This window comes from Ciceribacter sp. L1K22 (assembly GCF_017599385.1).
Classification (GTDB): domain Bacteria; phylum Pseudomonadota; class Alphaproteobacteria; order Rhizobiales; family Rhizobiaceae; genus Allorhizobium.
Map to the genome: position 1 here is coordinate 2,775,559 of NZ_JAGFPK010000001.1, position 24,061 is coordinate 2,799,619.

18 protein-coding genes are annotated in these 24,061 nt (G+C 63.8%); all 18 read right to left on the reverse strand.

Annotated elements, in window-relative coordinates; all coding sequences use genetic code 11:
* Positions 1-17: 17 nt before the first annotated feature.
* Positions 18-2,177: an NAD-dependent DNA ligase LigA gene (gene ligA, locus J5J09_RS13860; RefSeq protein WP_208551477.1), complete on the reverse strand. Its 2,160-nt coding sequence runs from the start codon at positions 2,175-2,177 to the stop codon at positions 18-20.
* Positions 2,178-2,243: 66 nt separating this feature from the next.
* Positions 2,244-3,056 (reverse strand): endonuclease/exonuclease/phosphatase family protein, encoded by an 813-nt coding sequence (locus J5J09_RS13865; RefSeq protein ID WP_208551478.1) that lies wholly within the window; start codon positions 3,054-3,056, stop codon positions 2,244-2,246.
* Between the two features lie 37 nt (positions 3,057-3,093).
* Positions 3,094-4,485 (reverse strand): cardiolipin synthase, encoded by a 1,392-nt coding sequence (gene cls / locus J5J09_RS13870; RefSeq protein ID WP_208553585.1) that lies wholly within the window; start codon positions 4,483-4,485, stop codon positions 3,094-3,096.
* Between the two features lie 105 nt (positions 4,486-4,590).
* Positions 4,591-6,264, reverse strand: a complete 1,674-nt coding sequence (gene recN / locus J5J09_RS13875) for a DNA repair protein RecN (RefSeq protein ID WP_208551479.1) — start codon at positions 6,262-6,264, stop codon at positions 4,591-4,593.
* A 30-nt stretch (positions 6,265-6,294) separates the two neighbouring features.
* Positions 6,295-7,101 (reverse strand): outer membrane protein assembly factor BamD, encoded by an 807-nt coding sequence (locus J5J09_RS13880; RefSeq protein ID WP_246745972.1) that lies wholly within the window; start codon positions 7,099-7,101, stop codon positions 6,295-6,297.
* 264 nt (positions 7,102-7,365) lie between these two features.
* Positions 7,366-8,331 carry a UDP-3-O-acyl-N-acetylglucosamine deacetylase gene (lpxC, locus tag J5J09_RS13885; protein WP_208551481.1) on the reverse strand — a complete coding sequence of 322 codons (966 nt, stop codon included), beginning with the start codon at positions 8,329-8,331 and terminating at the stop codon, positions 7,366-7,368.
* Positions 8,332-8,607: 276 nt separating this feature from the next.
* Positions 8,608-10,338: a cell division protein FtsZ gene (ftsZ, locus tag J5J09_RS13890; RefSeq protein ID WP_208551482.1), complete on the reverse strand. Its 1,731-nt coding sequence runs from the start codon at positions 10,336-10,338 to the stop codon at positions 8,608-8,610.
* Between the two features lie 95 nt (positions 10,339-10,433).
* A complete protein-coding gene (gene ftsA / locus J5J09_RS13895; protein ID WP_208551483.1) occupies positions 10,434-11,768 on the reverse strand; it encodes a cell division protein FtsA in 1,335 nt (444 codons plus the stop codon).
* Positions 11,765-12,658: a cell division protein FtsQ/DivIB gene (locus J5J09_RS13900; protein WP_208553586.1), complete on the reverse strand. Its 894-nt coding sequence runs from the start codon at positions 12,656-12,658 to the stop codon at positions 11,765-11,767. The genes ftsA and J5J09_RS13900 overlap by 4 nt, the downstream gene beginning before the upstream one ends.
* A 20-nt stretch (positions 12,659-12,678) precedes the next feature.
* A complete protein-coding gene (locus J5J09_RS13905; protein WP_208551484.1) occupies positions 12,679-13,605 on the reverse strand; it encodes a D-alanine--D-alanine ligase in 927 nt (308 codons plus the stop codon).
* A gap of 332 nt (positions 13,606-13,937) precedes the next feature.
* A complete protein-coding gene (gene murB / locus J5J09_RS13910; RefSeq protein ID WP_208551485.1) occupies positions 13,938-14,912 on the reverse strand; it encodes a UDP-N-acetylmuramate dehydrogenase in 975 nt (324 codons plus the stop codon).
* Positions 14,913-16,325, reverse strand: a complete 1,413-nt coding sequence (murC, locus tag J5J09_RS13915) for a UDP-N-acetylmuramate--L-alanine ligase (protein WP_208551486.1) — start codon at positions 16,323-16,325, stop codon at positions 14,913-14,915.
* The gene (gene murG / locus J5J09_RS13920; protein WP_208551487.1) at positions 16,322-17,443 is read right to left on the reverse strand and encodes an undecaprenyldiphospho-muramoylpentapeptide beta-N-acetylglucosaminyltransferase; all 1,122 of its coding nucleotides are present in this window, start codon (positions 17,441-17,443) and stop codon (positions 16,322-16,324) included. The genes murC and murG overlap by 4 nt, the downstream gene beginning before the upstream one ends.
* Before the next feature lie 6 nt (positions 17,444-17,449).
* On the reverse strand, positions 17,450-18,604 hold the full coding sequence (gene ftsW / locus J5J09_RS13925) for a putative lipid II flippase FtsW (RefSeq protein WP_208551488.1): 1,155 nt from the start codon (positions 18,602-18,604) through the stop codon (positions 17,450-17,452).
* 1 nt (position 18,605) lies between these two features.
* Positions 18,606-20,015, reverse strand: a complete 1,410-nt coding sequence (gene murD, locus J5J09_RS13930; protein WP_208551489.1) for a UDP-N-acetylmuramoyl-L-alanine--D-glutamate ligase — start codon at positions 20,013-20,015, stop codon at positions 18,606-18,608.
* 7 nt (positions 20,016-20,022) lie between these two features.
* Positions 20,023-21,123: a phospho-N-acetylmuramoyl-pentapeptide-transferase gene (gene mraY / locus J5J09_RS13935; RefSeq protein WP_208551490.1), complete on the reverse strand. Its 1,101-nt coding sequence runs from the start codon at positions 21,121-21,123 to the stop codon at positions 20,023-20,025.
* Between the two features lie 24 nt (positions 21,124-21,147).
* Positions 21,148-22,581, reverse strand: a complete 1,434-nt coding sequence (locus tag J5J09_RS13940) for a UDP-N-acetylmuramoylalanyl-D-glutamyl-2,6-diaminopimelate--D-alanyl-D-alanine ligase (RefSeq protein WP_208551491.1) — start codon at positions 22,579-22,581, stop codon at positions 21,148-21,150.
* Complete coding sequence (locus J5J09_RS13945) at positions 22,578-24,032, reverse strand: UDP-N-acetylmuramoyl-L-alanyl-D-glutamate--2,6-diaminopimelate ligase (RefSeq protein WP_208551492.1); 1,455 nt, start codon at positions 24,030-24,032, stop codon at positions 22,578-22,580. Before J5J09_RS13945 ends, J5J09_RS13940 begins: the two co-directional genes overlap by 4 nt.
* Positions 24,033-24,061 lie beyond the last annotated feature (29 nt).

A 24,061-nucleotide genomic window follows, 5' to 3' on the forward strand; every position in this document is an offset into this window, starting at 1 on the left:
GGAGGATCTACGATCACTCAGCCGGCGATCAGCGCCAGCCATTCGTCCTCGTCCATGACGGTGACGCCGAGTTCGCGGGCCTTGTCGAGCTTCGATCCGGCGCCGGGGCCGGCCACGACGTAATCGGTTTTCTTCGACACGGAACCCGCCACCTTGGCGCCCAGCGATTCCGCCCGCGCCTTGGCCTCGTCGCGGGTGAATTTTTCCAGCGAGCCGGTAAAGACAACCGTCTTGCCGGCGACTGGGCTGCCGCTCGCTCTCGGCGCCTCCGCGTCAAGCGGTGTGACTTCCTTAAGGAGGTCTTCAATGACAGCGGTGTTCCGTGGCTCCTTGAAGAACTCGACGATCGCGGTTGCCACCACCTCGCCGATCCCTTCGATGGCGTTCAGCTCGTTCCAGGCCTCACCATGGAGCGGCGCGGCCTCCTTCATGGCCGCCGCGAAAGCCGCATAGGAGCCGTAGGAGCGCGCCAGCAGCTTGGCGGTGGTCTCGCCCACATGGCGGATGCCGAGCGCGTAGATGAACCTGTTGAGGGCGATCTCGCGGCGGGCGTCGATGGCATCGAACAGCTTCTTCACACTGACCTTGCCGAAGCCATCGATGTTTTCGAGCCTGGTCAGCGACGAGGCCTCCTGCCGGCGCTTGAGCGTGAAGATTTCCGGCGCCGTCCGGACCCGGATCGCCGGATCCTCGCTCTCGAAGAAGAAGTCGACCTGCTTGGTGCCGAGACCCTCGATGTCGAAGGCGTTGCGCGAGACGAAGTGCTTGAGGTGCTCCTTGGCCTGCGCCGAGCAGACGAAGCCACCGGTGCAGCGCGTGACGGAATCGAGTTTCCCGGTCTTCTCGTTCTTTTCCCTGACAGCATGGCTACCGCAAACCGGGCACTTCGTCGGAAACTGATACTTCGCCGCCCCTTCCGGACGCTTCTCCATGACGACGTCAAGCACCTGCGGGATGACATCCCCTGCCCGCTGCACGATGACGGTGTCGCCGATACGGATATCGTGATCCTCCTCGCGGATGCGCTGGCCGGAATTGCCGATGCCCTCGATGTAGTCGGCATTGTGCAGCGTCGCATTGGTCACCACGACACCCCCGACGGTGACCGGCGTTAGCCGCGCGACCGGCGTCAGCGCGCCGGTGCGGCCGACCTGGATGTCGATCGCCTCGACTGTGGTGAAGGCCTGTTCGGCCGGGAACTTGTGTGCCGTCGCCCAGCGCGGCGAGCGCGAACGGAAACCCAGACGCTCCTGCAGGTCGAGCCGGTCGACCTTGTAGACGACACCATCGATATCGTAGTCGAGCTCGGCGCGTTGAAGGCCGATCTGGCGGTAGTGCTCCAGGATATCCTGCGTCGAGGAGAGCCGCTTCATCAGCGGATTGACCGGAAAGCCCCAGCGCTTGAACACCTCGACCATGCCGAACTGGGTGTCTTCAGGCATGTCTGACATCTCGCCCCAGGCATAGGCGAAGAACCGCAGCTTGCGGCTTGCCGTCACCTTCGGATCGAGCTGACGCAGCGAGCCGGCGGCGGTGTTGCGCGGGTTGACGTAGGTCTGCTTGCCCTCCGCCTCCATCTGCGCGTTGAGCGCCATGAAGTCGGACTTGGCCATGTAGACCTCACCCCTCACCTCGACGACATCAGGCGCGTCGGCCGGCAGCGTGTTCGGGATTTCGCGGATCGTGCGGATATTGGCGGTGACGTTTTCGCCGGTCGTGCCGTCGCCACGCGTCGCCGCCGTCACGAGCTCGCGGTTCTCGTAGCGCAGCGACATCGACAGCCCGTCGATCTTCGGTTCGGCGGTGAAGGCGATGGAGTCGTCCGGCAGCTTGCCGAGGAACCGGTAGACGGACGAAACGAAGTCGGCGACATCCTCGTCCGAAAACGTGTTGTCGAGCGAAAGCATCGGGCGGGCATGGGTGACCTGCGAGAACACGCCGGCCGGCGCTGCGCCGACCCGTTGCGAAGGGCTGTCGGTCCGAACAAGTGTCGGAAAATGCGCCTCGATCTCGTCGTTGCGACGCTTCAGCGCGTCATAGTCCGCGTCGGAAATCTCCGGCTGGTCCTTGCCGTGATACAGCGCATCATGATGGGCGATCTCGCGCGCCAGCCGCTCGAGTTCGGCTTTCGCCTGCTCCTCGGTCAGGGTCTCGACGGGAACGAGCTGTTCGGCCATGGCATCCTCCGGAATCGTCTGCAATTCTCATAACGCAAATTCGCCGAATGGAAACCTGCGAGACGTCTAGCTTAGGCAGGCTGTGAGATCGATCCTGGCAGTAAGTGGCAGGTGATCGGAGGCCTTGCGGGCAAGCGGCGTGTCGTGAACGGCAAGATTGCCGATGAGGCCCTGCCGGTTGGCGAGAATACGGTCGAGCGACAGCACCGGCATGCGCGCCGGAAAGCTCGGCAGCGCCGGCGGCAGGGGCCCGAACAAGGCTTCGAGCCGGTTGAGCGCCGAACCATTGCCGAGGCGCCATTCGTTGAAGTCGCCCATCAGGATCGTCGGCCGGTCGTCGCGGCCACCCAGCAATTCGAGCAGAGTGTCGGCCTGCTGACGGCGCGCCCAGCGCATCAGTCCGAGATGGGCGGCGACGACGCGGATCGAGGCGCCGCGCTCGAGGTCGATTTCCGCGAGTAGCGCGCCACGCGGTTCCAGGCCCGGTAGCTTGACCTGATGCACGTCGCTGACGACACCCTGCCGAAACAGCAGCACATTGCCGTGCCAGCCGTGGGATTTCGGATTCGACGTGACCGGTACCGGAACGAGCCCCGTCTCGTGCCTGAGACGCGGCAGGTCGAGCAGCCCGGCACGCTCCCCGAACCGCATGTCCGCCTCTTGCAGCGCGATCACATCGGGACCGATCTCGCGGATCACCTCCATGACCCGGGACGGATCGAACCGGCCATCGGTGCCGACGCACTTGTGCACGTTGTAGGAGGCGACCAGCATGCTGTCGCTGTCGAGGACGTATCCAGGGTGCTGCGACGGACGCCGTTTGCGATTGCGGATAGAGGCGATCAGCGCACGGGCAAGGTTGGTGTCGTTCGTCTTCATCGCAAAGTTCCCGCTCCCTTCCCGTCGACGCTCCACCTCATAGATAGGGCGACCCCAGCCAGAAGATGCGGTCGGTCAGGCGCAGCGGAAACGGCCGCGCTTTCAACTGGTCCAGCTTCAGCTCGGTGCCGCCATCGCGGGCCGCGAGAATCCGCGCCTCCACCTTCCGCGCGAAATTGGGGTCATGCACCTCGAGGTCGATCTCGAAGTTCAGGCGCAGCGACCGGGAATCCAGGTTGGAGGAGCCGACGAAAGCCCAGTTGCCGTCGACCACCAGAAGCTTGGAATGATCGAAGGGTCCGGACGACAGGAAAACACGGCTGCCATCCTTCAGCACCATCGCGAACTGGGCCATCATCGCCCGCGCGACGATGGCGAGATTGTTCTGCGAGGGCACCACGATTTCGACCGCAACGCCACGCCGGGCGGCAGTGGCCAGCGCGCCGAGGAAGACATTGTCAGGCAGGAAATAGGGAGACATGATGCGGATCGATTTTTCCGCGATTGAGAACGCGCCTGTCAGAAGCTTGTGATTGGTCTCGATCGTCGAATCAGGACCGGAGACCACGGCCCTGGCGCACGCCGCTTGCGGCCCTGCGACCCCGATCCCGGACGAAATCCAGGGCTCGCCGGACAGGGTTTCCCCGGTTTCGAAATGCCAGTCCTCCGCCGCAACGGCGAACAGATCGGCGACAAGCGGCCCATGCACGCGGAAATGTGTATCGCGGTTCGCGGCCACGCCGCTGAAGCCGGCGCGAATGTTCATGCCACCGGCGAAGGCGATCAAACCGTCGACCACCATGATCTTGCGGTGCGTGCGCAGGTTCGCATAGGGCAGCCTGAGCCCCATGATGACCTGCCCGTTGAACGAGGCGACGGTGACCCCTCCGGCTTCGAGATAGGGCAGAATGCTGGGCACTGAATAGCGTGCGCCGACGGCATCGACCAGCACACGCACCTCGACGCCCCGCTGCCGCGCCGCGATCAGCCGGTCGGCGATGCGTTTACCGACGCGGTCGCGGTCGAAGATATAGGTTTCGAGAATGATGGACCGATCGGCCGCATCGATCGCCGTGCAGAAGGCGTCGTAGGTCTCGTCACCGCTTCCCAGAAGATCGATCTGGTTTCCGTCCACCAATGGACTGGAGGCAACCCGATCGCCGAGCCGTTTCAGGGAGGCCATGCGCGCTCCGAACCGGTGCGCATACGTTTCGTCGTCGACGATATGGGATGCGAGGATCGTCTCGACCGCCGAATGGGGAACGTGCCGGCGCAGGAGCAGCGACTTACGGCGGATTCGGTTGACGCCCGCCACCATGTAGATCAGCGCTCCGAGGATGGGCGACAGGATGATGACGCCGACCCAGCCGATCGCGGAAGGCACGTCGCGCTTGGTCATCGCCGCATGCACCGCCGCGACGCTGCCCATGGCTATGGAGAGAGCGGCGAGCACATGCGGCCAATAGGTCGAGATGATGTCCACGCGCTGTTACTCCGTTGGCCGCCGACGAGAACGACTGGAAGCGGTTTTCGTTCAATGATCTCCGGAAAGCAGTTTGGCCGCGGCCGCGCGAGCCTCGTCGGTGATCGAGGCGCCGGCGAGCATCCGGGCGATCTCCTCGGTCCGGTGCTCCGGCTGCATGCGGGCGACGCGTGTCGCGATCTTGTCGGCGGCTTTCTCGGACGGTCCCTTGGAGATCAGCAGGTGCGTCGAGGCGCGGGCGGCGACCTGCGGCGCGTGGGTGACCGACAAGACCTGCACTTTCGAGGAGAGACGTTTGAGGCGCTGACCGATCGCATCCGCCACCGCGCCCCCGACACCCGTGTCGATCTCGTCGAACACGAGCGTCGGTGCCGAACCGCGATCGGCGAGCGCGACCTTGAGTGCCAGCAGGAAGCGCGACAGTTCGCCGCCAGACGCGACTTTCATGATCGGGCCGGGTCGTGTGCCCGGATTGGTCTGAACATGGAACTCAACGGTATCGATGCCGTCGGCGGTGGCCGCCTCGGCATCGGTGGTGAGCTCGACCATGAAGCGGGCGCGCTCCAGCTTCAGCGCCGGCAGTTCGGCCATGACCGCTTCGGCGAGAGCGTCGGCGGCGTTGTGGCGCTTGGCCGACAGCGACTTCGCCGCGTGATCAAAAAGCGCCCTCGCCTCGCCGACGGCCTTGTCCAGGATCGCCAGTTTCTCTTCGCCGGCATCGAGATCGGCGAGATCGGCGACCATCTTCTCGGCGAGCGCCGGCAGATCGGACACGAGAACCGAATACTTGCGGCCGGCGGCGCGAAGCGCAAACAGCCGCTCTTCGACGCGTTCCAGCTCGCGCGGGTCGAATTCGGTGCGCCTGAGCGCGGATTCCACTTCCATCTGCGCGTTGGACAGATTGTCGAGCGCCGAATCGAGCAGTTGCACCGTCTCTTCGAGCAGGCCGGGCGCCTCATGACTCTTTCGTTCGAGCCGCCGCACCAGCGAGGCGATCAGCGGTACGGGGGAAGCATTTCCGTTGAGGAATTCGGAGGCTTCGGCAATGTCGCCGGCAATGCGTTCGGACTTCTGCATCACTGCGCGACGGTCGGCGAGCTGGTCCTCCTCGCCATCCTGCGGTGACAGCTTCTCCAGTTCATCGACGGAGGCGCGCAGATAATCCGCTTCGCGGGCGGCAGCCTCGACCTTGGCGCGATGCGCCTTGGCGGCCCGCTCGGCGTCACGCCATTTGCGATAGAGCTCGGCAACGGCCAGCGCTTCGTCCTGAAGCCCGGCAAAGGCATCGAGCAGGATACGGTGGGCGTTGGTGTCGATCAGCGCGCGGTCGTCGTGCTGACCGTGGATTTCCACGAGCAGCTGACCCGCCTGTCGCATAAGCTGCACGCTGACGGGCTGGTCGTTGACATAGGCCTTGGTGCGTCCATCAGCCGACTGCTGTCGGCGGAAAATGAGATCGCCGTCATCGTCGATGCCATTGTCGCGAAGAAGAACGCGCGCTGCATGATTCGCGGCAACGTCGAAGACCGCGGTCACCTGCCCCTTGTCGAGTCCATGTCTCACAAGCCCGCCATCGCCTCGTCCGCCGAGCGCCAGCGAGAGGCTGTCGAGCAGGATCGACTTGCCCGCGCCGGTCTCGCCGGTCAGCACCGACAGGCCGGCCTCGAAGGCGAGGTCCAGACGTTCGATCAAGACGATGTCACGGATCGACAGCTGAACCAGCATGGGCTTTCAGGTCTCGTTCGGATTCGGGGCTCACGTGCCGAGAATAAGCTTCTTGCCCGCTCTCGCAATCCAGGAGCCCGGATTTTCGCGCGGCTCCAGACCACCGGTCTGCAGAAGCTTGTAGGAATCGGCGTACCACTGGCTGTCAGGATAGTTGTGTCCGAGAACGGCCGCGGCGGTCTGCGCTTCCTGCGTCACGCCCATGGCGTAGTAGGCCTCGACGAGACGAGCAAGCGCTTCCTCGATCTGGTTGGTGTTGGAATAATCCTCGACCACCTTCCGGAACCGGGAGATGGCCGCGAGGTATTCCTTGCGCTCCAGATAGTAGCGGCCGACCTGCATCTCCTTGCCGGCGAGCTGGTCGCGGGCGAAGCGGATCTTGGCCTGGGCGTCGGGCACGTATTCGGAGTCCGGCCAATTATCGACGACTTTCTGCATCGCCTCGATGGTGCGCACCGACGGCTTCTGGTCCTGAGTCACGCTGGCGATCTGGCGCCAGTTCGACAGGCCGATCAGGTACTGCACGTAAGCCGCGTCGTCCGACTTCGGATAGAGCGCCATGTAGCGGTTGCCGCTGGAGATCGCCTCCGTGTAGCGCGAGGTGCGGTACTTGACGTAGGTGGTCATGACCAGCGCCTTCTGCGACCATTCCGAGAACGGGTGCTGCCGGTCGACCGCCTCGAATTTGCGGCCCGCCTCCGTCATGTTGCCTGCCTTCATGTTGGCAAGCCCCTGATTGTAGAGCACTTCCGGGGGATCGGTCTCGACCGCGAGCTTGGTGATGTCGATGTCGGGATCCGTCTGGCACCCGGCCAGAAGGACACCCGGGCCCGTCATGAGGACACACACGGCGGCGATACGCGCTGCTTTCTTGACCATTCTCGACCCTACATCACTCGTACGACGGTTCCCGGCCGCAGCGCCGCCGGCGAAGATCGCCTCTCTCAACTGGCGTTTCTAGCCACAAATGCGGCAAGAGGGCAACGCAATGATCGTGATTTAACGCATTTTTATGGCAGCCGGCGGGCTTGCACCAAGAATGACCGTTCGCCGATCCGTCAGATGACAAGAAAAAGGCGGGTCCGAAACCCGCCTTTTAAATCAAACCTCCGCGGCCCAGGGCGCGAAGCCCGGAACGCTGACCGCCACGAACTCGCCTGCCCTGACCCGTGTCGTGCTGCGCGACGGCGCCTCGACGATTTCATAGGCGGTCGGATCCGACAGCAGGGCCTTGAGCGCATTGGCGTTCATCTTGTGGCCGCCGCGATAGGAGCGGTAGCAGCCGATGAACTGGGCGCCGGCAAGCGCCAGGTCGCCGACGGCATCGAGGGTCTTGTGACGCACGAACTCGTCGCCGGCATACCGCAGGCCCTCGACGTTGATCACTGTGTTGTCGTCGGAAATGACGACCGAATTTTCAAGCGACGAGCCGAGCGCGAAACCGGCGGCCCAGAGCTTTTCCACATCGCGCATGAAGCCGAAGGTACGGGCGCGCGACAGTTCGTCCTTGAACGTGCCGGCGGTCAACTCACCCTGCCAGGACTGGCGCCCGATCAGCGGCGTGTCGAAATCGATCTCGACTTCGAACCGAGTGCCGTCGTGCGGACGGAATTCGGACCAGGAGGCGCCGTTATCGATTCGCACCGGCTTCAGAACGCGGATATAACGACGCTTGACGCCGAGATTGCGGATGCCGGCCTGCTCGATCGCCTCGATAAAGGGCGCGGAGCTGCCGTCCATGATCGGCATCTCGGCGCCGTCCACCTCGACGATCAAATTGTCGATGCCGAGCGCGTAGATCGCGGCCATCACATGTTCGATAGTGGCGACCGAGCCCTTGGCGGTCTTGCCGAGAACCGTGCAGAGATCGGTATTGCCGACATTGTTCGAAACGGCGCGCAGTTCCGTCGACGTTCCGTCGGCATGCTGGCGGCTGAACAGGATGCCGGTGCCGGCTTCCGCAGGCTGAAACGTGATCGACACAGGCGTGCCGGAATGAACGCCGATACCCGATATCGTTACGGGGGATTCGATTGTGGACTGGAAGCCCAGGAGGCCGATTGCCATTCTAACTTAACCTTCCGCACGGCGCGCCAAACCTTGGGACGAAAGGCGCAGCCCCATCTTTAAACACCGTCCGCACCAAAAAACGCCAAGCGGGACATCTGTCTTCACCCCATACATACGGGTGCGCGGCGGCCAAACCAAATCACTGTTTCTTTCGAATTGTTACGAATCTTCTCGAAAGAATAACTGAATATTTTCAAACGCTTGAACACGGAAAGACGAAAGGCCCGGACGAAGCCGTCCGGGCCTTTCGTTACAATGTGGTGACGGCGTCGGTCAGGTCGACTGGCGTCGCAGGAAAGCCGGAATTTCCAGCTGGTCGTCGTCATGGCCGGCATGGCTTGCCGGAACGGCGCGGCCATGGTCGTCGAGGTTGCCGCGACGCGGTGCGTAGAGGCTCGCCTCGGGCGACAGCGGGCGACGCTGCTGCGAGGCAGCCGGCGGCACGGCGGTCATGTCGGCCTGCACACCCTCTTCGTCGGCATGGCGACCGAGACTGTTGGTGATCCGCTTCAGGAGACCCATCGGGCCGCGTTCGTCAGCAGCAGCCGGCGCGGCCTGGGTGGCACGCTGGTCGATTTCCGCACGCAGAACCGGCGGGAAATCCTCCACCTTCGGCATCCGGACCGGGTCGACCGTCTGGCGTCCAACGGATGCTGCCATCGGCTCGTGCATCATCGGAGCAGGCTGCGGCGCCGGAGCGGGAGCCGCCGGACGGGTCATGACCGGGGCCGGCTGCGGCGCGGGTGCGCGCACCGGAGCCTCTGCGGCCGGCTGTGCGAACAGCTTGCTCTGCGGACGGAAGTCGCCGGCCGGCGCGGCGGGCTGTTCCATCGACGGGGCGGCCGGGCGGGCCATGGCGATTTCGAGCTCGCGCTCCATTTCAGCTTCTGCCGAGCGGATGGTTTCGGCGACCGGATCGATCGCCTTCGGTGCCTGCGCGGCGACAGGCTGAACGGCGGCCGGGGCCGGAGCCACGGCCGCGGAAGGACGGGTAACTGTTCTCTGGACCGGCTCGTAGCCCTGCTGGCCCATACCGGCCGCACGGTCGATGCCCGTGGCGACGACCGACACACGGATCAGGCCTTCCAACGCTTCGTCGAAGGTCGCGCCGAGGATGATATTGGCATCCGGATCCACTTCCTCGCGGATGCGGGTCGCAGCCTCGTCGACTTCGAACAGGGTCAGGTCACGACCGCCGGTGATCGAGATCAGCAGGCCCTGGGCGCCCTTCATCGAGGTTTCGTCGAGCAGCGGGTTCGCGATCGCGGCTTCGGCGGCCTGCATGGCGCGGCCCTGGCCGGAGGCTTCGCCGGTGCCCATCATGGCGCGGCCCATCTCGCGCATCACCGAGCGAACGTCGGCGAAGTCGAGGTTGATCAGGCCTTCCTTGACCATAAGGTCGGTGATGCAGGCAACGCCCGAGTAGAGCACCTGGTCGGCCATCGCGAAGGCGTCGGCGAAGGTGGTCTTGTCGTTGGCGATGCGGAAGAGGTTCTGGTTCGGGATGACGATCAGGGTGTCGACCGACTTCTGCAGTTCCTCGATACCCGATTCGGCGAGACGCATGCGGCGCGCGCCTTCGAAATGGAACGGCTTGGTGACGACGCCGACAGTCAGGATGCCCTTGTTGCGGGCCGCCTGGGCAACGACCGGAGCCGCACCCGTGCCGGTGCCGCCGCCCATGCCGGCGGTGACGAAGCACATGTGGGTGCCGTTCAGGTGGTCGATGATCTCGTCGATGCACTCCTCGGCTGCGGCGCGACCGACTTCCGGCTGCGAGCCGGCGCCAAGGCCTTCGGTGACGTTGACGCCGAGCTGGATGATGCGTTCGGCCTTGGTCATGGTGAGCGCCTGGGCATCCGTGTTGGCGACAACGAAGTCGACGCCCTGGAGGCCGGCGGTGATCATGTTGTTGACGGCATTGCCGCCGCCCCCGCCCACGCCGAATACGGTGATGCGCGGCTTCAGCTCGGTGATGTCTGGCTTTTGCAGCTTGATAGTCATTTACCCATTCCTTCTCTTCTCGGCCGCATCGCCAAGCCGGCCAGATATGCTAACTTCCCAGCCCTGCCCGAACCTTGTGTCGGGCGAGGACAAACTCAAAAACTTTCCTTCAGCCACTGTCCCATGCGGGCAAACCGCCCTGAGCCGTGGTTGAACGGTGAAAACAGGCCGCCCTGCCCGGCATGGGTCTCCATGTCGGCCACCTGCGGATAGATCATCAGACCCACGGCCGTGGAGAACGCCGGCCCCTTGGCTGCGGCCGGGAGGCCGGCGACACCCATGGGGCGACCAATCCGCACGTTGCGGGCCAGGATGCGGCGCGCCGCTTCCGGCAGGCCGGTCAGTTGGCTGGCGCCGCCCGTCAGCACGACCCGCTTGCCGACCACAGGGCCGAAACCCGACTTCTGGATTCGGTCGCGCATCATTTCGAGCGTTTCCTCGATCCGGGCGCGAATGATGCGGGTCACAAGTGCACGCGGCACCTGATGCGGCTGGTCGCGCTCGTCCTCGCCGATCGGCGGGATGGAGATCAGATCACGTTCGTCCGTACTGTTGGCGAGCGCCGAACCATGAACAACCTTCAGACGTTCGGCGTCTTCGATCCGGGTGGACAGGCCGCGCGCGAGGTCGGTCGTTACGTGATGACCGCCAAGGCCGATCGCGTCCGTGTGGATGAGCTTGCCTTCCGCAAAAACCGAAATCGTCGTGGTACCGCCGCCCATGTCGATCGCGGCGCAGCCGAGTTCAACCTCGTCGTCGACCAGAGCAGCAAGACCACTGGCATAGGGCGTCGCCACGACGCCCTCGACGGTAAGGTGGGCACGGTTGATGCAAAGCTCGAGATTTTTCAGCGCGGCGCGTTCGGCCGTCACCACGTGCATGTCGACCCCGAGCGCGTCGCCGAACATGCCGAGCGGATCGCGGATACCGCGTTCGCCGTCGAGCGAGAACCCGGTCGGCAATGAATGCAGCACGGCGCGGTCATGGTTCTGCGACTGCTGGCCTGCCGCGACGAGAACCTTCTTCAGATCGCTTGCCTCGACTTCCTGGCCGCCGAGATCGATGGTCGCCGTGTAGACGTCGCTGGTGATGCGACCGGCCGACACATTGACGATCAGGCTATCGATGGTGAGACCCGCCATACGCTCGGCGGCATCGACCGCCAGACGGACGACGCTCTCCACCTGATCGAGATCGGCGATGACGCCCGACTTGATGCCGCGCGACCGCTGGTGGCCGATACCAATGATCTCGACGCTGTGTGTGCGACCGGGCAGGATCGCGCTTTCCTTGCGCGGCGTCAGCCGTCCGATCATGCAGACGATCTTTGTCGAGCCGATATCGAGAACGGAAACGACGTGAGACCGCTTCGACGACAGCGGCTTTATGCGCGGGAGGCCGAAGCCCTGGGAACCAAAGAAGGGGGTCATGTGCGCTGCCCCTGCTTCTTGAGAAACTTCTCGCGCTCGGCCAGCGCCTGCTCGCGCCGCTCCTGTGCCTCGGGCGTCAGGCGGATGGCGATCCGGTCAGGGAGACGAAGATCGATGGCGGCGATGTCGCGCTCCAGAACCTGCTGCTCCGCTTCCAGACGACCCAGACGATCCATGGCCTCCGCCATGCCGGTTTCCGGCAGCTTGATGATGACGCCATTATCGAGATGCACGTCCCAGCGACGGCTGGCGACGCGGACATAGGCCTTGATCTGCGGCGTGATGGCCGGCCAGCTTGCGAATTCGGTCTCGATCGAAGACGCCGCCCGCTCGGCATCGCGACCGACGAACAGCGGCAGCGAGGCGAACTTGTTGTCGCGGAGCGGCGCAATCACGCTCCCGTTCTTTTCGATGATCGAGAGTTCGGACCCATGCTGCCAGATGCCGAAGGCCTGACGCTCTTTCAGCATGACTTCGACGGTCCGCGGATAAACCTTTCGCACCTCGGCCGTCTCGACCCAAGGCAGCACAGACAGCGCCTGACGCGCCGCACCGATATCGAGGGCGAGCAGCGACGTGGTCCCATCAAGACCCAGAAGCTGAAGGATGTCGATTTCCGATGTGTGCTGATTGCCCGAAACACGGACGTCCTCGATCGCGAACCCGGCCGCCGACGTTAGCGACTGGGCGACGGTTTGGCCGTGTCCGCCGGCGATAACGCCGTAGCCGACAACGAAGGCACAGTAGGCAGCAAACGAAAGGCGACCGAGCGCAGGCGCGATCGTGATCCGGCCGGTGCAAAGCCCGATGACGAAACGCACGGCACGGCGCAGCGGACGAGGCAGCACGAACTGCTCCGCCTGCGGTGCGACCGCCAGCCGCCCCGCCATATCGTACCGACCATGGTCGTCTAGCGAGCGCACGACGCGTCCTCCACCATCCAACGAACGAAATCACCAAAAGAATAACCGGCGTGAGCGGCCATTTCGGGCACCAGGGAGGTCGGGGTCATTCCCGGCTGGGTATTGACTTCCAGCCAGATCAGATCGCCATCCCCACCGAGACGGTCGTCGTAACGAAAGTCCGAGCGACTCACGCCACGGCATCCGATCGCCTGATGCGCCTTGACCGCGAAGTCTTGTATTTTTTGGTAAATTTTCGGTGAAATTTCCGCAGGAAGAACGTGCCGGGAGCCTCCGGCGACGTACTTGGAATCGTAATCGTAGAAGCTGTGGCCCTGCGGCACGATCTCGATGACATCGAGCGCCTTGCCGTCCATAACGCCACAGGTCAGCTCGCGGCCAGCGACATAACGCTCGACCATGACACGATCGCCATAGCGCCATTCGGAGGAGCTCAGCACCTGCGGCGGATGAGACTGATCCTCCTGCACGATGACGACGCCGAAGCTGGACCCCTCGGTGACCGGCTTCACGACGTAGGGCGGCTTGATCGGATGCTCGTGACCGATCTCCTGGCGCATCATGATCCGCGCCTCGGCAACCGGAACGCCAGCATTGGCAGCGACGATCTTCGCCTGCCCTTTGTCCATCGCAAGGGCGGAGGCAAGAACACCGGAATGCGTATAGGGAATCTGGAGATATTCGAGCACACCCTGGATGGTGCCATCCTCGCCGAAGGGCCCATGCAGCGCGTTGAAGGCGACATCGGGCTTGAGGTCTGCGAGAACGGCGGCAACGTCGCGACCGACATCGACCCGCGTCACCTTGAAGCCCTCGCCTTCGAGAGCTTCGGCGCAAGCCTTGCCCGAAGAAAGACTGACCGGCCTCTCAGAGGACAATCCACCCATCAGGACGGCGACGTGCTTGCTACCCATGAACGCTCCGGGAATTACCGACTATCACACTGCGACGAAGCGACTCGAAGACAGTGCGCGCCGACGTGGGAGCAGTAGAACGACATTAAGGTTAATGAAGCGTTTACTTTTCTTAACCGGAGGCCATAGGAGGCGAGATTTTTATCGTCTGAGCGCGATCGAAGCGAACGCGAAGACGATACTCCCGCGAACACAAGAGATTCTCCGCGACGCCTGGCAAGCTCCTGATTTTACAGAGAGAGGACGGCCAACGGCAAAGTTACGCGACTGATCTTCACCTTGGGCGACGATGCCGGCACGGAACTGCGCATAGTCCAGAGCCGAACGCCTTTTTAACCGGTCGTGACGCCCATGAACGGTTTCACCTCGCGCCCCGGCATGAAGATGCCCAGCCGCTTGATCTCCCATTCGAGCTTGACGCCTGCGTTTTCGAACACTCGCTGACGAACGGTCTCGCCGAGATACTCCAGATCGTAGCCGGTCGCGTGGCCCACATTGATCATGAAGTTGCAGTGAAGCGACGACATCTGCGCGCCGCCGATCATCAGCCCCCGGCAACCAGCCTCGTCAATCAGCTCCCAGGCCGAGTGGCCTTCCGGGTTCTTGAACGTCGAGCCGCCGGTCTTTTCCTTGACCGGCTGCACCGTCTCGCGGTGATGGCGAACCGCGTCCATGTCGGCACGGATCTTCGCCTTGTCCTCGGGGTATCCCTCGAAGGTGGCATGCGTGAAAATCAGGTCGGATGCCGCGGACGAATGGCGGTAGGAATAGCCCATCTCCGCCTTGCTCAGCCGGACGATATTGCCCTTGCGATCGACCGCCTCGACCTCGACCAGACGCTCTGAAGTATCACCGCCATTGGCGCCGGCGTTCATGCGCACGGCGCCGCCGATCGATCCCGGAATGCCGTAGTAGAAATGGAAGCCACCAATGTTGTTGTCCATCGCCATGGCGGAAATGTGCTTGTCGGGGCAGATGGCACCGGCGCGGATCAGGTTTTCGCCGGCGAGTTCGACCTGACCGAAGCCCTTGGCGGAGAGCCGGACAACCACGCCCGGAATGCCGCCGTCGCGCACCAGAAGGTTGGAGCCGACGCCGACCACCGTCAACGGAACCTCTTCCGGCAGCAGTTTCAGGAAGGCTACGAGATCGTCGACGTCGTGCGGCTGGAACATAAGCTCGGCGAGACCACCGGCCTGGAACCAGGTGACGCGATCCATCGGCGCATCGGGCGTCAGGCGCCCTTTGAGCTCGTTGGCGCCCGGTCCGAGCGATGCCAGCAGTTTTTCTCCGTCGACCTGTTTCATTCACGCACTTCCTGTCAGGGCTTCCAATTCCTTGGGCAGCGCCGCCGCCCACTGCGTAATATTGCCCGCTCCGAGCAAAATGACAAAATCTCCGGGCTGCGCCACTGAGGCAACAAGTCGCGGAAGATCGGCGGGCGTTTCCAGGTAGCGGGCGTCGCGATGGCCGCCCGACTTGATGCGCGACACCAGCGCTTCCGAATCCGCACCCTCGATCGGGTCCTCGCCCGCCGCATAGACCGGCGCCAACAGGATGCTGTCCGCATCGTTGAAGCAGTTGGCAAAATCCTCGAACAGGCTCGACAGGCGGCTGTAGCGATGCGGCTGGTGGACGGCGATGATCCGGCCCTTGCAGGCCTCGCGCGCGGCCCGCAGCACGGCGCGGATTTCGACCGGATGATGACCGTAGTCGTCGAACACCTGCACGCCGTTCCAGGTCCCCGTCAGCGTGAAGCGCCGCTTGACGCCACCGAAGCCGGAGAGCCCCTTGCGGATCGCGGCCTCATCGATCCCGAGGCGATTGGCGACGGCGATCGCCGCGCAGGCGTTCGAGATATTGTGGCGGCCGGGCATGGGCAGCATGAGATTGTTGAAGTTGAACACCTTGCCGGTGCGGCGACGGCGGATCTCCACATCGAAGAACGACTGCGTGCCTTCCAGCCTCACGTTGGAATAGCGTACGTCGGCCTGCGGGTTTTCGCCATAGGTGATGACCTTGCGGTCCTCGATCTTGCCGACCAGAGCCTGGACTTCCGGGTGATCGAGGCACATGACGCCGAAGCCGTAGAACGGCACGTTCTCGACGAACTGCCGGAAGGCGGCGCGAACGGCGTCGAAATTGCCGTAGTGGTCGAGATGTTCGGGATCGATGTTGGTGACGATCGCCACCTCGGCCGGCAGCTTCAGGAAGGTGCCGTCGGATTCGTCGGCCTCCACCACCATCCATTCGCCCTCGCCCATGCGGGCGTTGGTGCCGTAGGCGTTGATGATGCCACCATTGATGACGGTCGGGTCGAGCCCGCCAGCATCGAGCAGCGCCGCGACCATGGAGGTCGTCGTCGTCTTGCCGTGCGTGCCGCCGATGGCGATCGCGTTGCGGAAGCGCATCAGTTCTGCGAGCATCTCGGCGCGCCGGACGATCGGCAGCAGCTTTTCGCGCGCGGCGATCAGTTCCGGATTGTTCTTCTTGATCGCTGTCGAAACGACAACGACTTCGGCCTCGCCAAGGTTGGCCGCCTCGTGCCCGACGAAGACCTCGATGCCCTTGGCGCGCAACCGCTGGACATTGGCGCTGTCGGACTGGTCGGAGCCCTGCACCTTGTGGCCGAGATTGTGCAGCACCTCGGCAATGCCGCTCATGCCGATGCCGCCAATGCCGATGAAGTGGACGAGCCCGATGGAGGTCGGCATTTTCATCTTGTCATTCCCTTGTAGTCCGAAACGCGTTTGCCAGCGGCAATAGCCTCCACAAGGTCCGCAAGCAAGCGCGCGGCGTCAGGTTTGCCGACATGGCGGGCGGCCGTTGCCATGGTGGATAGCTTGTCAGGCTGCGTCATCGCGTTCTTGAGGAAGTCCGCAAGCTTCTCCGGCGTCAGCTTCGCCTGCGCGACGACCTTGGCCCCGCCGCTTGCCTCGAGCGCAGCGGCATTCGCCGCCTGGTCATGATCGAGCGCGTAAGGATAAGGCACAAGCAGCGACGGACGGCCGATCACCGAAAGCTCCGACACCGTCGACGCTCCGGACCGGCAGATGACGAGATGCGCAGCGGCGATGCGGGCCGCCATGTCGGTGAAGAAGGGCGCGATCTCGGCGGCGATGCCCATCTTGGCGTAGCACTCCCTGACCCTCTCCTCGTCCTCGGGACGCGCCTGCTGCGTGACGACCAGACGCCGGCGGAGATCATCATCAAGGAGCGTGATCGCATTGGGGATGGCGGAGGAGAAGAACTGCGCGCCCTGGCTGCCGCCGAACACCACCAGCCGGAAGGGACCTCCCTCGGGCGAAGGGGCATAGGGGATGTCGGCGGCCGCGATCACCGGCGGCCGTACCGGATTGCCAGTCAGGACCGTCTTGTCGAGATAGGCCGCGTCCTCGACGAGGAACCCGCCGGCGATCGCCCTCACCCGCTTGGCGAGCGCGGTATTGGCGCGCCCCATGACGGCGTTCTGCTCGTGTATCATCGTCGGCACGCCAAGGCCGCTTGCCGCCAGCAGCGGTGGCACCGTCGGATAGCCGCCGAAGCCGACGACAACAACCGGCTTGACCTCACGCACCAGACGGCGGGCCGCGCGATAGCCGCTCCAGAGCGTCAGCAGAGCCCGGGCGATCGCGACCGGGTTCTTCGAGCCGATCGTCGCTGACGGAATGGAGTGGACGGCCTCGGCCGGAAAGCTGCCCGCGTAGCGCTGGGCGCGGCTGTCGGTAACGAGGTGGACACGATAGCCGCGATCCGTCAGCGTATGCGCGAGCGCCTCGGCCGGAAAGAGATGCCCGCCGGTCCCGCCGGCGGAAAGAAAGACGATGCCCTTGGCCATGTTCGTTTACTCCGCCGGCACGCCGTGCATCGACCGGAACAGGCTGCGCTCCTGGGCGCGTTTTTCAGGTCGGTGACGCGTCAGCGCCAGGATGAAGCCGGCCGTCACGCAGATCGCGATCATCGACGAACCGCCGTAGGAAATCAGCGGCAGCGTCATGCCCTTGGCCGGCAGAAGTTCAAGATTGACGCCGATGTTGATCATCGACTGACTGCCGATCTGCAGCACCAGCCCGGCAACGGCGAAGCGGTTGAAGTCATCGCGCTCCCGATAGGCGTGGCTGAGCCCGCGCAACACGAGGAAGGCAAACAGCGCCACAAGCGCCATGCAGAACAGGATGCCGAACTCTTCCGCCGCGACGGAGAAGATGAAGTCGGTATGACTGTCGGGGATGATGCGCTTGACAACGCCCTCGCCCGGCCCCTGGCCGAACCAGTCACCGCGAATGATCGCCTCGCGCGCGGTATCGACCTGGAAGGTATCGCCCTCGCCGGTCCAGAACCGGTCGATACGCCCCGCCACGTGGGGAAGTGTCACATAGGCCGCGCCGAGCCCGGCGACGCCGATGCCGCCCAGGATGGTGATCCAGAGCCACGGCATGCCGGCCATAAAGAACATTGCGCCCCAGACGACCGTGGTGAGGATGGTCTGGCCGAGGTCGGGCTGCGCCACGAGAAGCGCGGCAACGACGCCGAACAGGATGATGGCGAAGAGATTGCCGGGAATGTCGGGATGGCGGGCGTGTTCGGCGAACAGCCAGGCACAGATGACGACGAAGGCAGGCTTCATGAATTCCGAAGGCTGGATGGACAGACCTGCAATAGACACCCAGCGTCGCGCGCCCTTGACCTCGACCCCGAAGAACAGCGCAAGCACCATCAGGACGATGGAAATTGCAAGCAGCAGCACGGCGGCGCGGCGCACCTGTCTCGGAGACAGAAAGGACAGGCCAATCATCACGCCGATCGCGGGCAGCATGAAGAAGGCATGACGCTTGACGAAATGGAAGCTGTCGAGACCGAGGCGCTCGGCCACAGCCGGCGACGCGGCGAAAGAGAGCATGAAACCGATGCCCATCAGAAGCAGGAACAGCACCAGGAACAGGCGGTCGATCGTCCAGAACCAATCGGCGAGCGGTCCACGCTCTGCGCGGCTGACCATGTCATTTGCCTCCTTCGGGCACGTCCACGAGCATCGTCACACCGGCAAGGCCGGCAACATGCGCGACGAACGAATCACCACGCACTTCGAAATTCTTGTACTGGTCGAAGCTTGCGCAAGCCGGGGATAGCATCACGGCGACCTCCTGCCCGTCCGCTGCCGCATCGGCCGCTGCATGTGCGACAGCCTGCTCCAGCGTCCCGGAAATCTCGTAGGGCACAACGTCGCCGAGCGTCGCGGCGAAGGCCGATGCGGCTTCGCCGATCAGATAGGCCTTGGCGATGCGCGAGAACAGCGGCTGCAGGCTGGCGATTCCTCCTTCCTTGGGAAGACCGCCGGCGATCCAGTAGATCCGATCGTAGCTGGACAGCGCCGGCGCCGCCGCCTCGGCGTTCGTCGCCTTGGAATCGTTGACGAACACCACGCTTCCGATGCGGCCAACCGGTTGCATGCGATGCTTGAGGCCTGTGAAGGAAGACAGACCGGCCCGAATTTCGTCGGGCGTGACGCCGACGGCGAGGCAGGCGGCGATGGCCGCCGCGGCATTCTGGGCATTGTGGCTGCCACGCAGCGTCTGGATGCCGTTGAGGTCGGCCAGAACCGATGTCGCACCCTGGTGCGCCTCGATGATACGGTGCCCCTCGTTATAGAACCCGCTTGCGAGCGGCTGGCGCTTGGAGATGCGCACCACCTTGCCGCCGCCGTTTTCGATGCGGTCGGCGATCAGTGCGCAATAGCTGTCGTCCAGGCCGACAATGGCCACATCGCTACCAGCGACCAGCCGTTCCTTGACCTCGGCGTAGTGCTGCATCGTCCCGTGCCGGTCGAGATGATCGGGCGTCAGGTTGAGCAGGATGCCGGCGGTCGGATTAAGCGTCGGCGCAAGATCGATCTGGTAGGACGAGCATTCGACAACGAAATACCGGCCGGCTTTCGGCGGCTCCAACGTCAGGACGGCACGGCCGATATTGCCGCCGAGCTGCGTGTCGCGGCCGGAGCTGGACAGGATATGAGCGATCAGCGCCGTCGTCGTCGACTTGCCATTGGTGCCGGTGATGGCGATGAACGGGCAGTCGGGCGCGAGCGCGCGACGCTCGCGCACGAAGAGCTCGACGTCGCCGATCACCTCGACCCCGGCGGCCTTCGCGAGCGTCACCGTCCAGTGCGGCTTCGGATGAGTGAGCGGAACGCCGGGAGACAGAACGAAGGCCGAAAGCGGCGTCCAGTCGATCTCACGCAAATCGCGCGTTGCGATCCCCTCGCCGGCGGCCTTGGCGACACTGTCGGGATTGTCGTCCCAGCAAACCACATCCGCCCCACCGGCAACGAGCGCGCGTGCTGTGGCAAGGCCGGATCCGCCAAGACCGAACAGCGCGACCTTCTTGCCGACAAAGGTGGTGACGGGGATCATGGAACCCTCACCGCAGCTTGAGCGTCGAAAGGCCGAGCATCGCGAGGCCGACGGCGATGATCCAGAAGCGGATCACGACTTGGCTTTCCGTCCACCCGAGCTTCTCGAAATGGTGGTGAATAGGCGCCATCAGAAAGACGCGTTTCCCCGTCCGCTTGAACCAGAAGACCTGGATGATGACCGACAGCGTCTCGGCCACGAACAGTCCCCCGATGATCGCCATGACGATCTCGTGCTTCGTCGCCACGGCAACGGAACCGATGAGACCGCCCAGCGCAAGCGAGCCGGTATCGCCCATGAAGATTGCGGCGGGCGGTGCGTTGAACCACAGGAAGCCAAGACCCGCCCCAATGACCGCGCCCAACAGTACCGCAAGTTCTCCGGTACCGGGCACGAAGTTGATCTGCAGGTAGTTCGCAAAGACCGCGTTACCGGAGACATAAGCGATGACGCCGAACGAGGCGGCGGCGATCATGACAGGCACAATGGCGAGGCCATCAAGACCGTCGGTCAGGTTCACCGCGTTGCCGGCAGCCACGATAACGAAGCCGCCGAACAGAACGAAGAAGATGCCGAGATTGAGCAGCAGATCCTTGAAGAACGGGAAAGCGACCGACGAGCCGAAGGTCGAGCCCTGCGGACCCGAGGCCAGCGCGGTGCGCATCATGAAATAGACGGCGATGCCGGCGATCAGGAACTCGATGCCGAGGCGCGCCTTGCCCGAGAACCCCTTGTCGCTCTGCTTTGTGACTTTGAGGTAGTCGTCATAAAAGCCGATCGCGCCGAAACCGAGCGTGACGAGGAGGGTAGCGACGACATAGGCGTTTGACAGATCGGCCCACAGCAGCGACGAGCCGACGATACCCGCCAGGATCATCAGACCGCCCATGGTCGGCGTGCCCGCCTTCTTGAAATGCGTCTGCGGACCGTCGGCGCGGATCGGTTGTCCCTTGCCCTGACGAACCCTCAGCGAGTTGATCATGGCGGGGCCGAAGAGGAAGACGATCATGGCGCCGGTGAACATCGCCGCGCCGGTTCTGAACGTAATATATCGAAAGAGATTGAAAAATTGCAGGTCGCTCGACAGTTCCACCAGCCAGATCAGCATGGGAGCCCTTTCCGAAAAGCTCGATTAATTCAGGCGCTCCGTCTCGTGGAATGCCGGATACTTGTCAAGAAGCGCCGCCACGATCTTGCCGAATCCGGTTCCGAGCGAGGATTTCACCATGAGCACGTCGTTGGCCTTGACCTTGGTCAGCGCGAACTTCGCGAGATCCTCGGTCTTTTCCCGGTACTCGACGTGAACGCTGTCCGGCAGGGCATCGCGCAGCGCCCGCATCTCCGGTCCCGCAAGCCAGACGTGGCTCACGCCAGCGGCAAGGAGCGGGCTCGCCAGTTCAGCGTGCACCCTCTCCGAAAACGCCCCCATCTCCAGCATGTCGCCAAGAACAGCGATCTGCCGCCCCTCGCCCTTCGGAGGCGTTTGGGCGAGAAGCGCTATTGCGGCACGCATCGATGCGGGATTGGCGTTATAGCTTTCATCGATCAGCGTGAAATTGCCCCTGCCGATCTTGAGCTTGTGGCGCTGTCCACGCCCCTTCACCGCCGCCAGTCCGCCAAGCGCCTGAGCCGCCGCATCGACATCAGCGCCAAGCAGCTTCACAGCGCCGAGCGCTGCCACCGCGTTTTCGGCGATGTGCTTGCCCGGTGCAGAGATAAAGACTTCGCGCGTCTCGCCGCCGAAACTGGTCCAGATCGTCGAGCTCTCGGCCGAGCCGTCATATTCAGCAAGACGGAATTCGGCTTTTGCATGCTGGCCGAAAGCATGGATGTTGTCGACGCCGGCGGCCTGGGCGGCCTTGTCGAGGAAGTCGTAAAAGGCGTTGTCGCGGTTGAGAAGCGCGTGACCGCCGGGCTCGACGCCTTCGAAAATCTCGGCCTTGGCAGCGGCGATTTCCTCAAGGCTATTAAAGTTGCCGAGATGGGCGGCGGCGATCGTGGTGATGATCGCAACATGTGGCCGGACCAGCTTGACCAGCGGCCGGATTTCGTTCGGATGGTTCATGCCGATCTCGAACACGCCGTAATCCGTGTCCTCTGGCATGCGCGCAAGCGTCAGCGGAACACCCCAGTGGTTGTTGAAGGATGCGACCGCGGCGTGAACCTTGCCGGAGGGCTCCAGCACGGTGCGCAGCATTTCCTTCGTGGTCGTCTTTCCGACCGAACCGGTGACGGCGACGATGCGTGCGCGACTACGGGCACGAGCCGCTACGCCAAGCCGCTCCAAGGCCTGCAACACGTCATCGACCACGATCATCGGAACGGTGAGGCGGCCAAGCGCCGGCAGCTTTGCCTCGCTGACGACGAGAAGCGATGCGCCATTGGCGACCGCAAGGCTTGCGAAATCATGGCCGTCGACGCGCTCGCCCTTGATGGCGAAGAAGGCTTCTTCCGGGCCGATCGAACGGCTGTCTATAGAAATACCGTTGACGCCCTCCGGCATCTGGCCGAACGGGCGCCCGCCCATGGCATCGGCCATTGCCTGCGATGTCCAGAGATAAGTCAATTCTTGAGCTCCTCCAATGCCTTGGTGAGTTCCTTGTGGTCCGAGAACGGCAGCGTGACCGACCCGACTGTCTGTCCCTCCTCATGACCCTTTCCGGCGACGATCAGCGTATCGCCGGACGATAGCATCGATACGGCAGTACGGATCGCCTCTGCCCGGTCGCCGATCTCGGTGGCACCGTTCGTCGCGGCCATGATCTCCGAACGGATTGTGGCAGGCTCTTCCGAACGCGGATTGTCGTCGGTGACGATCACCACATCCGCCAGCCGGCAGGCAATCTCGCCCATGATCGGTCGCTTGCCCTTGTCCCGGTCACCGCCGCAACCGAAGACGACGATGACGCGGCCGGTCGTGAAGGGCCGCACGGATTCCAGAACATTCTTCAGCGCATCAGGCTTGTGGGCGTAGTCGACGTAAGCGAGCGCGCCGTTTTTTGTGTGGCCGACCAGTTCCAGACGCCCGGCGGCACCCTTCAGATGCTCGAGCGCCTTCAAGGCCTTCGCCGCAGGCACGCCGGTCGATATTGCAAGACCTGCCGACACAAGCGCGTTGGCGATCTGAAAGTCACCGGCAAGCGGAATGTGCACCTCGAAGATATCGGAACCGGCATGGACCTCGGCGACCTGCTTGTGCCGGAAGTGCTCGACCCGCTTCAGCGTCAGGTAATCCCCTGCGCGACCGACGGTCCGCACATCGAGCCCGGATGCCTTCGCAACCCGGATGGCTTCCGCCGACCAGGGATCGTCGGAAAAGATCACCGCCGGAGCCCCCTTCGGCAGAAGCGTATCGAAGAGCCGCATCTTGGCGGCCATGTAGTCCTCGATCGTCGGATGGTAGTCCATGTGATCGCGACCGAGATTGGTGAAGGCACCGGCAGCAAGCTTCACGCCGTCGAGGCGCGACTGATCGAGCCCGTGGCTGGAGGCCTCCATCGCGGCATGCGTCACGCCCTCGGCGGCAAGTTCGGAAAGCAGCTTCTGCAGCGCGACCGGATCGGGAGTGGTGAGCGAACCGTACTCCTCGCGGGTCGGCGAGATCACACCCGTGGTGCCGATCTGCGCGGCTGCGAGGCCGGCGGCGGCCCAGATCTGGCGCGTGAAGGAGGCGACCGACGTCTTGCCGGCGGTGCCGGTGACGGCGACCATGGTTTGCGGTTGCGCACCGAAAAATCGTGCCGCAGCAAGCGCCAGGAAACGGCGGGGATTGTCGACAACGATGACCGGCGCGTCCGCGTCGACGCCATGGCCGGCCACGACGGCAACCGCCCCGCGCGACACGGCATCGGCAACATAAGCGGCGCCATCCGCCTTCGATCCGGACAGCGCGACGAACAGCGCTCCGGGCGTCACCTTGCGACTGTCAGCTGTGAGACCCGCGACCTCCAGTCCGCCGGCACCGGCCGGAAGAGTTTCAAGGGGTGCCAGGTCGGATGCAAGATCGGTCAGTTTCATACATGTATTCCAATTGTCGGCCCGGCCTC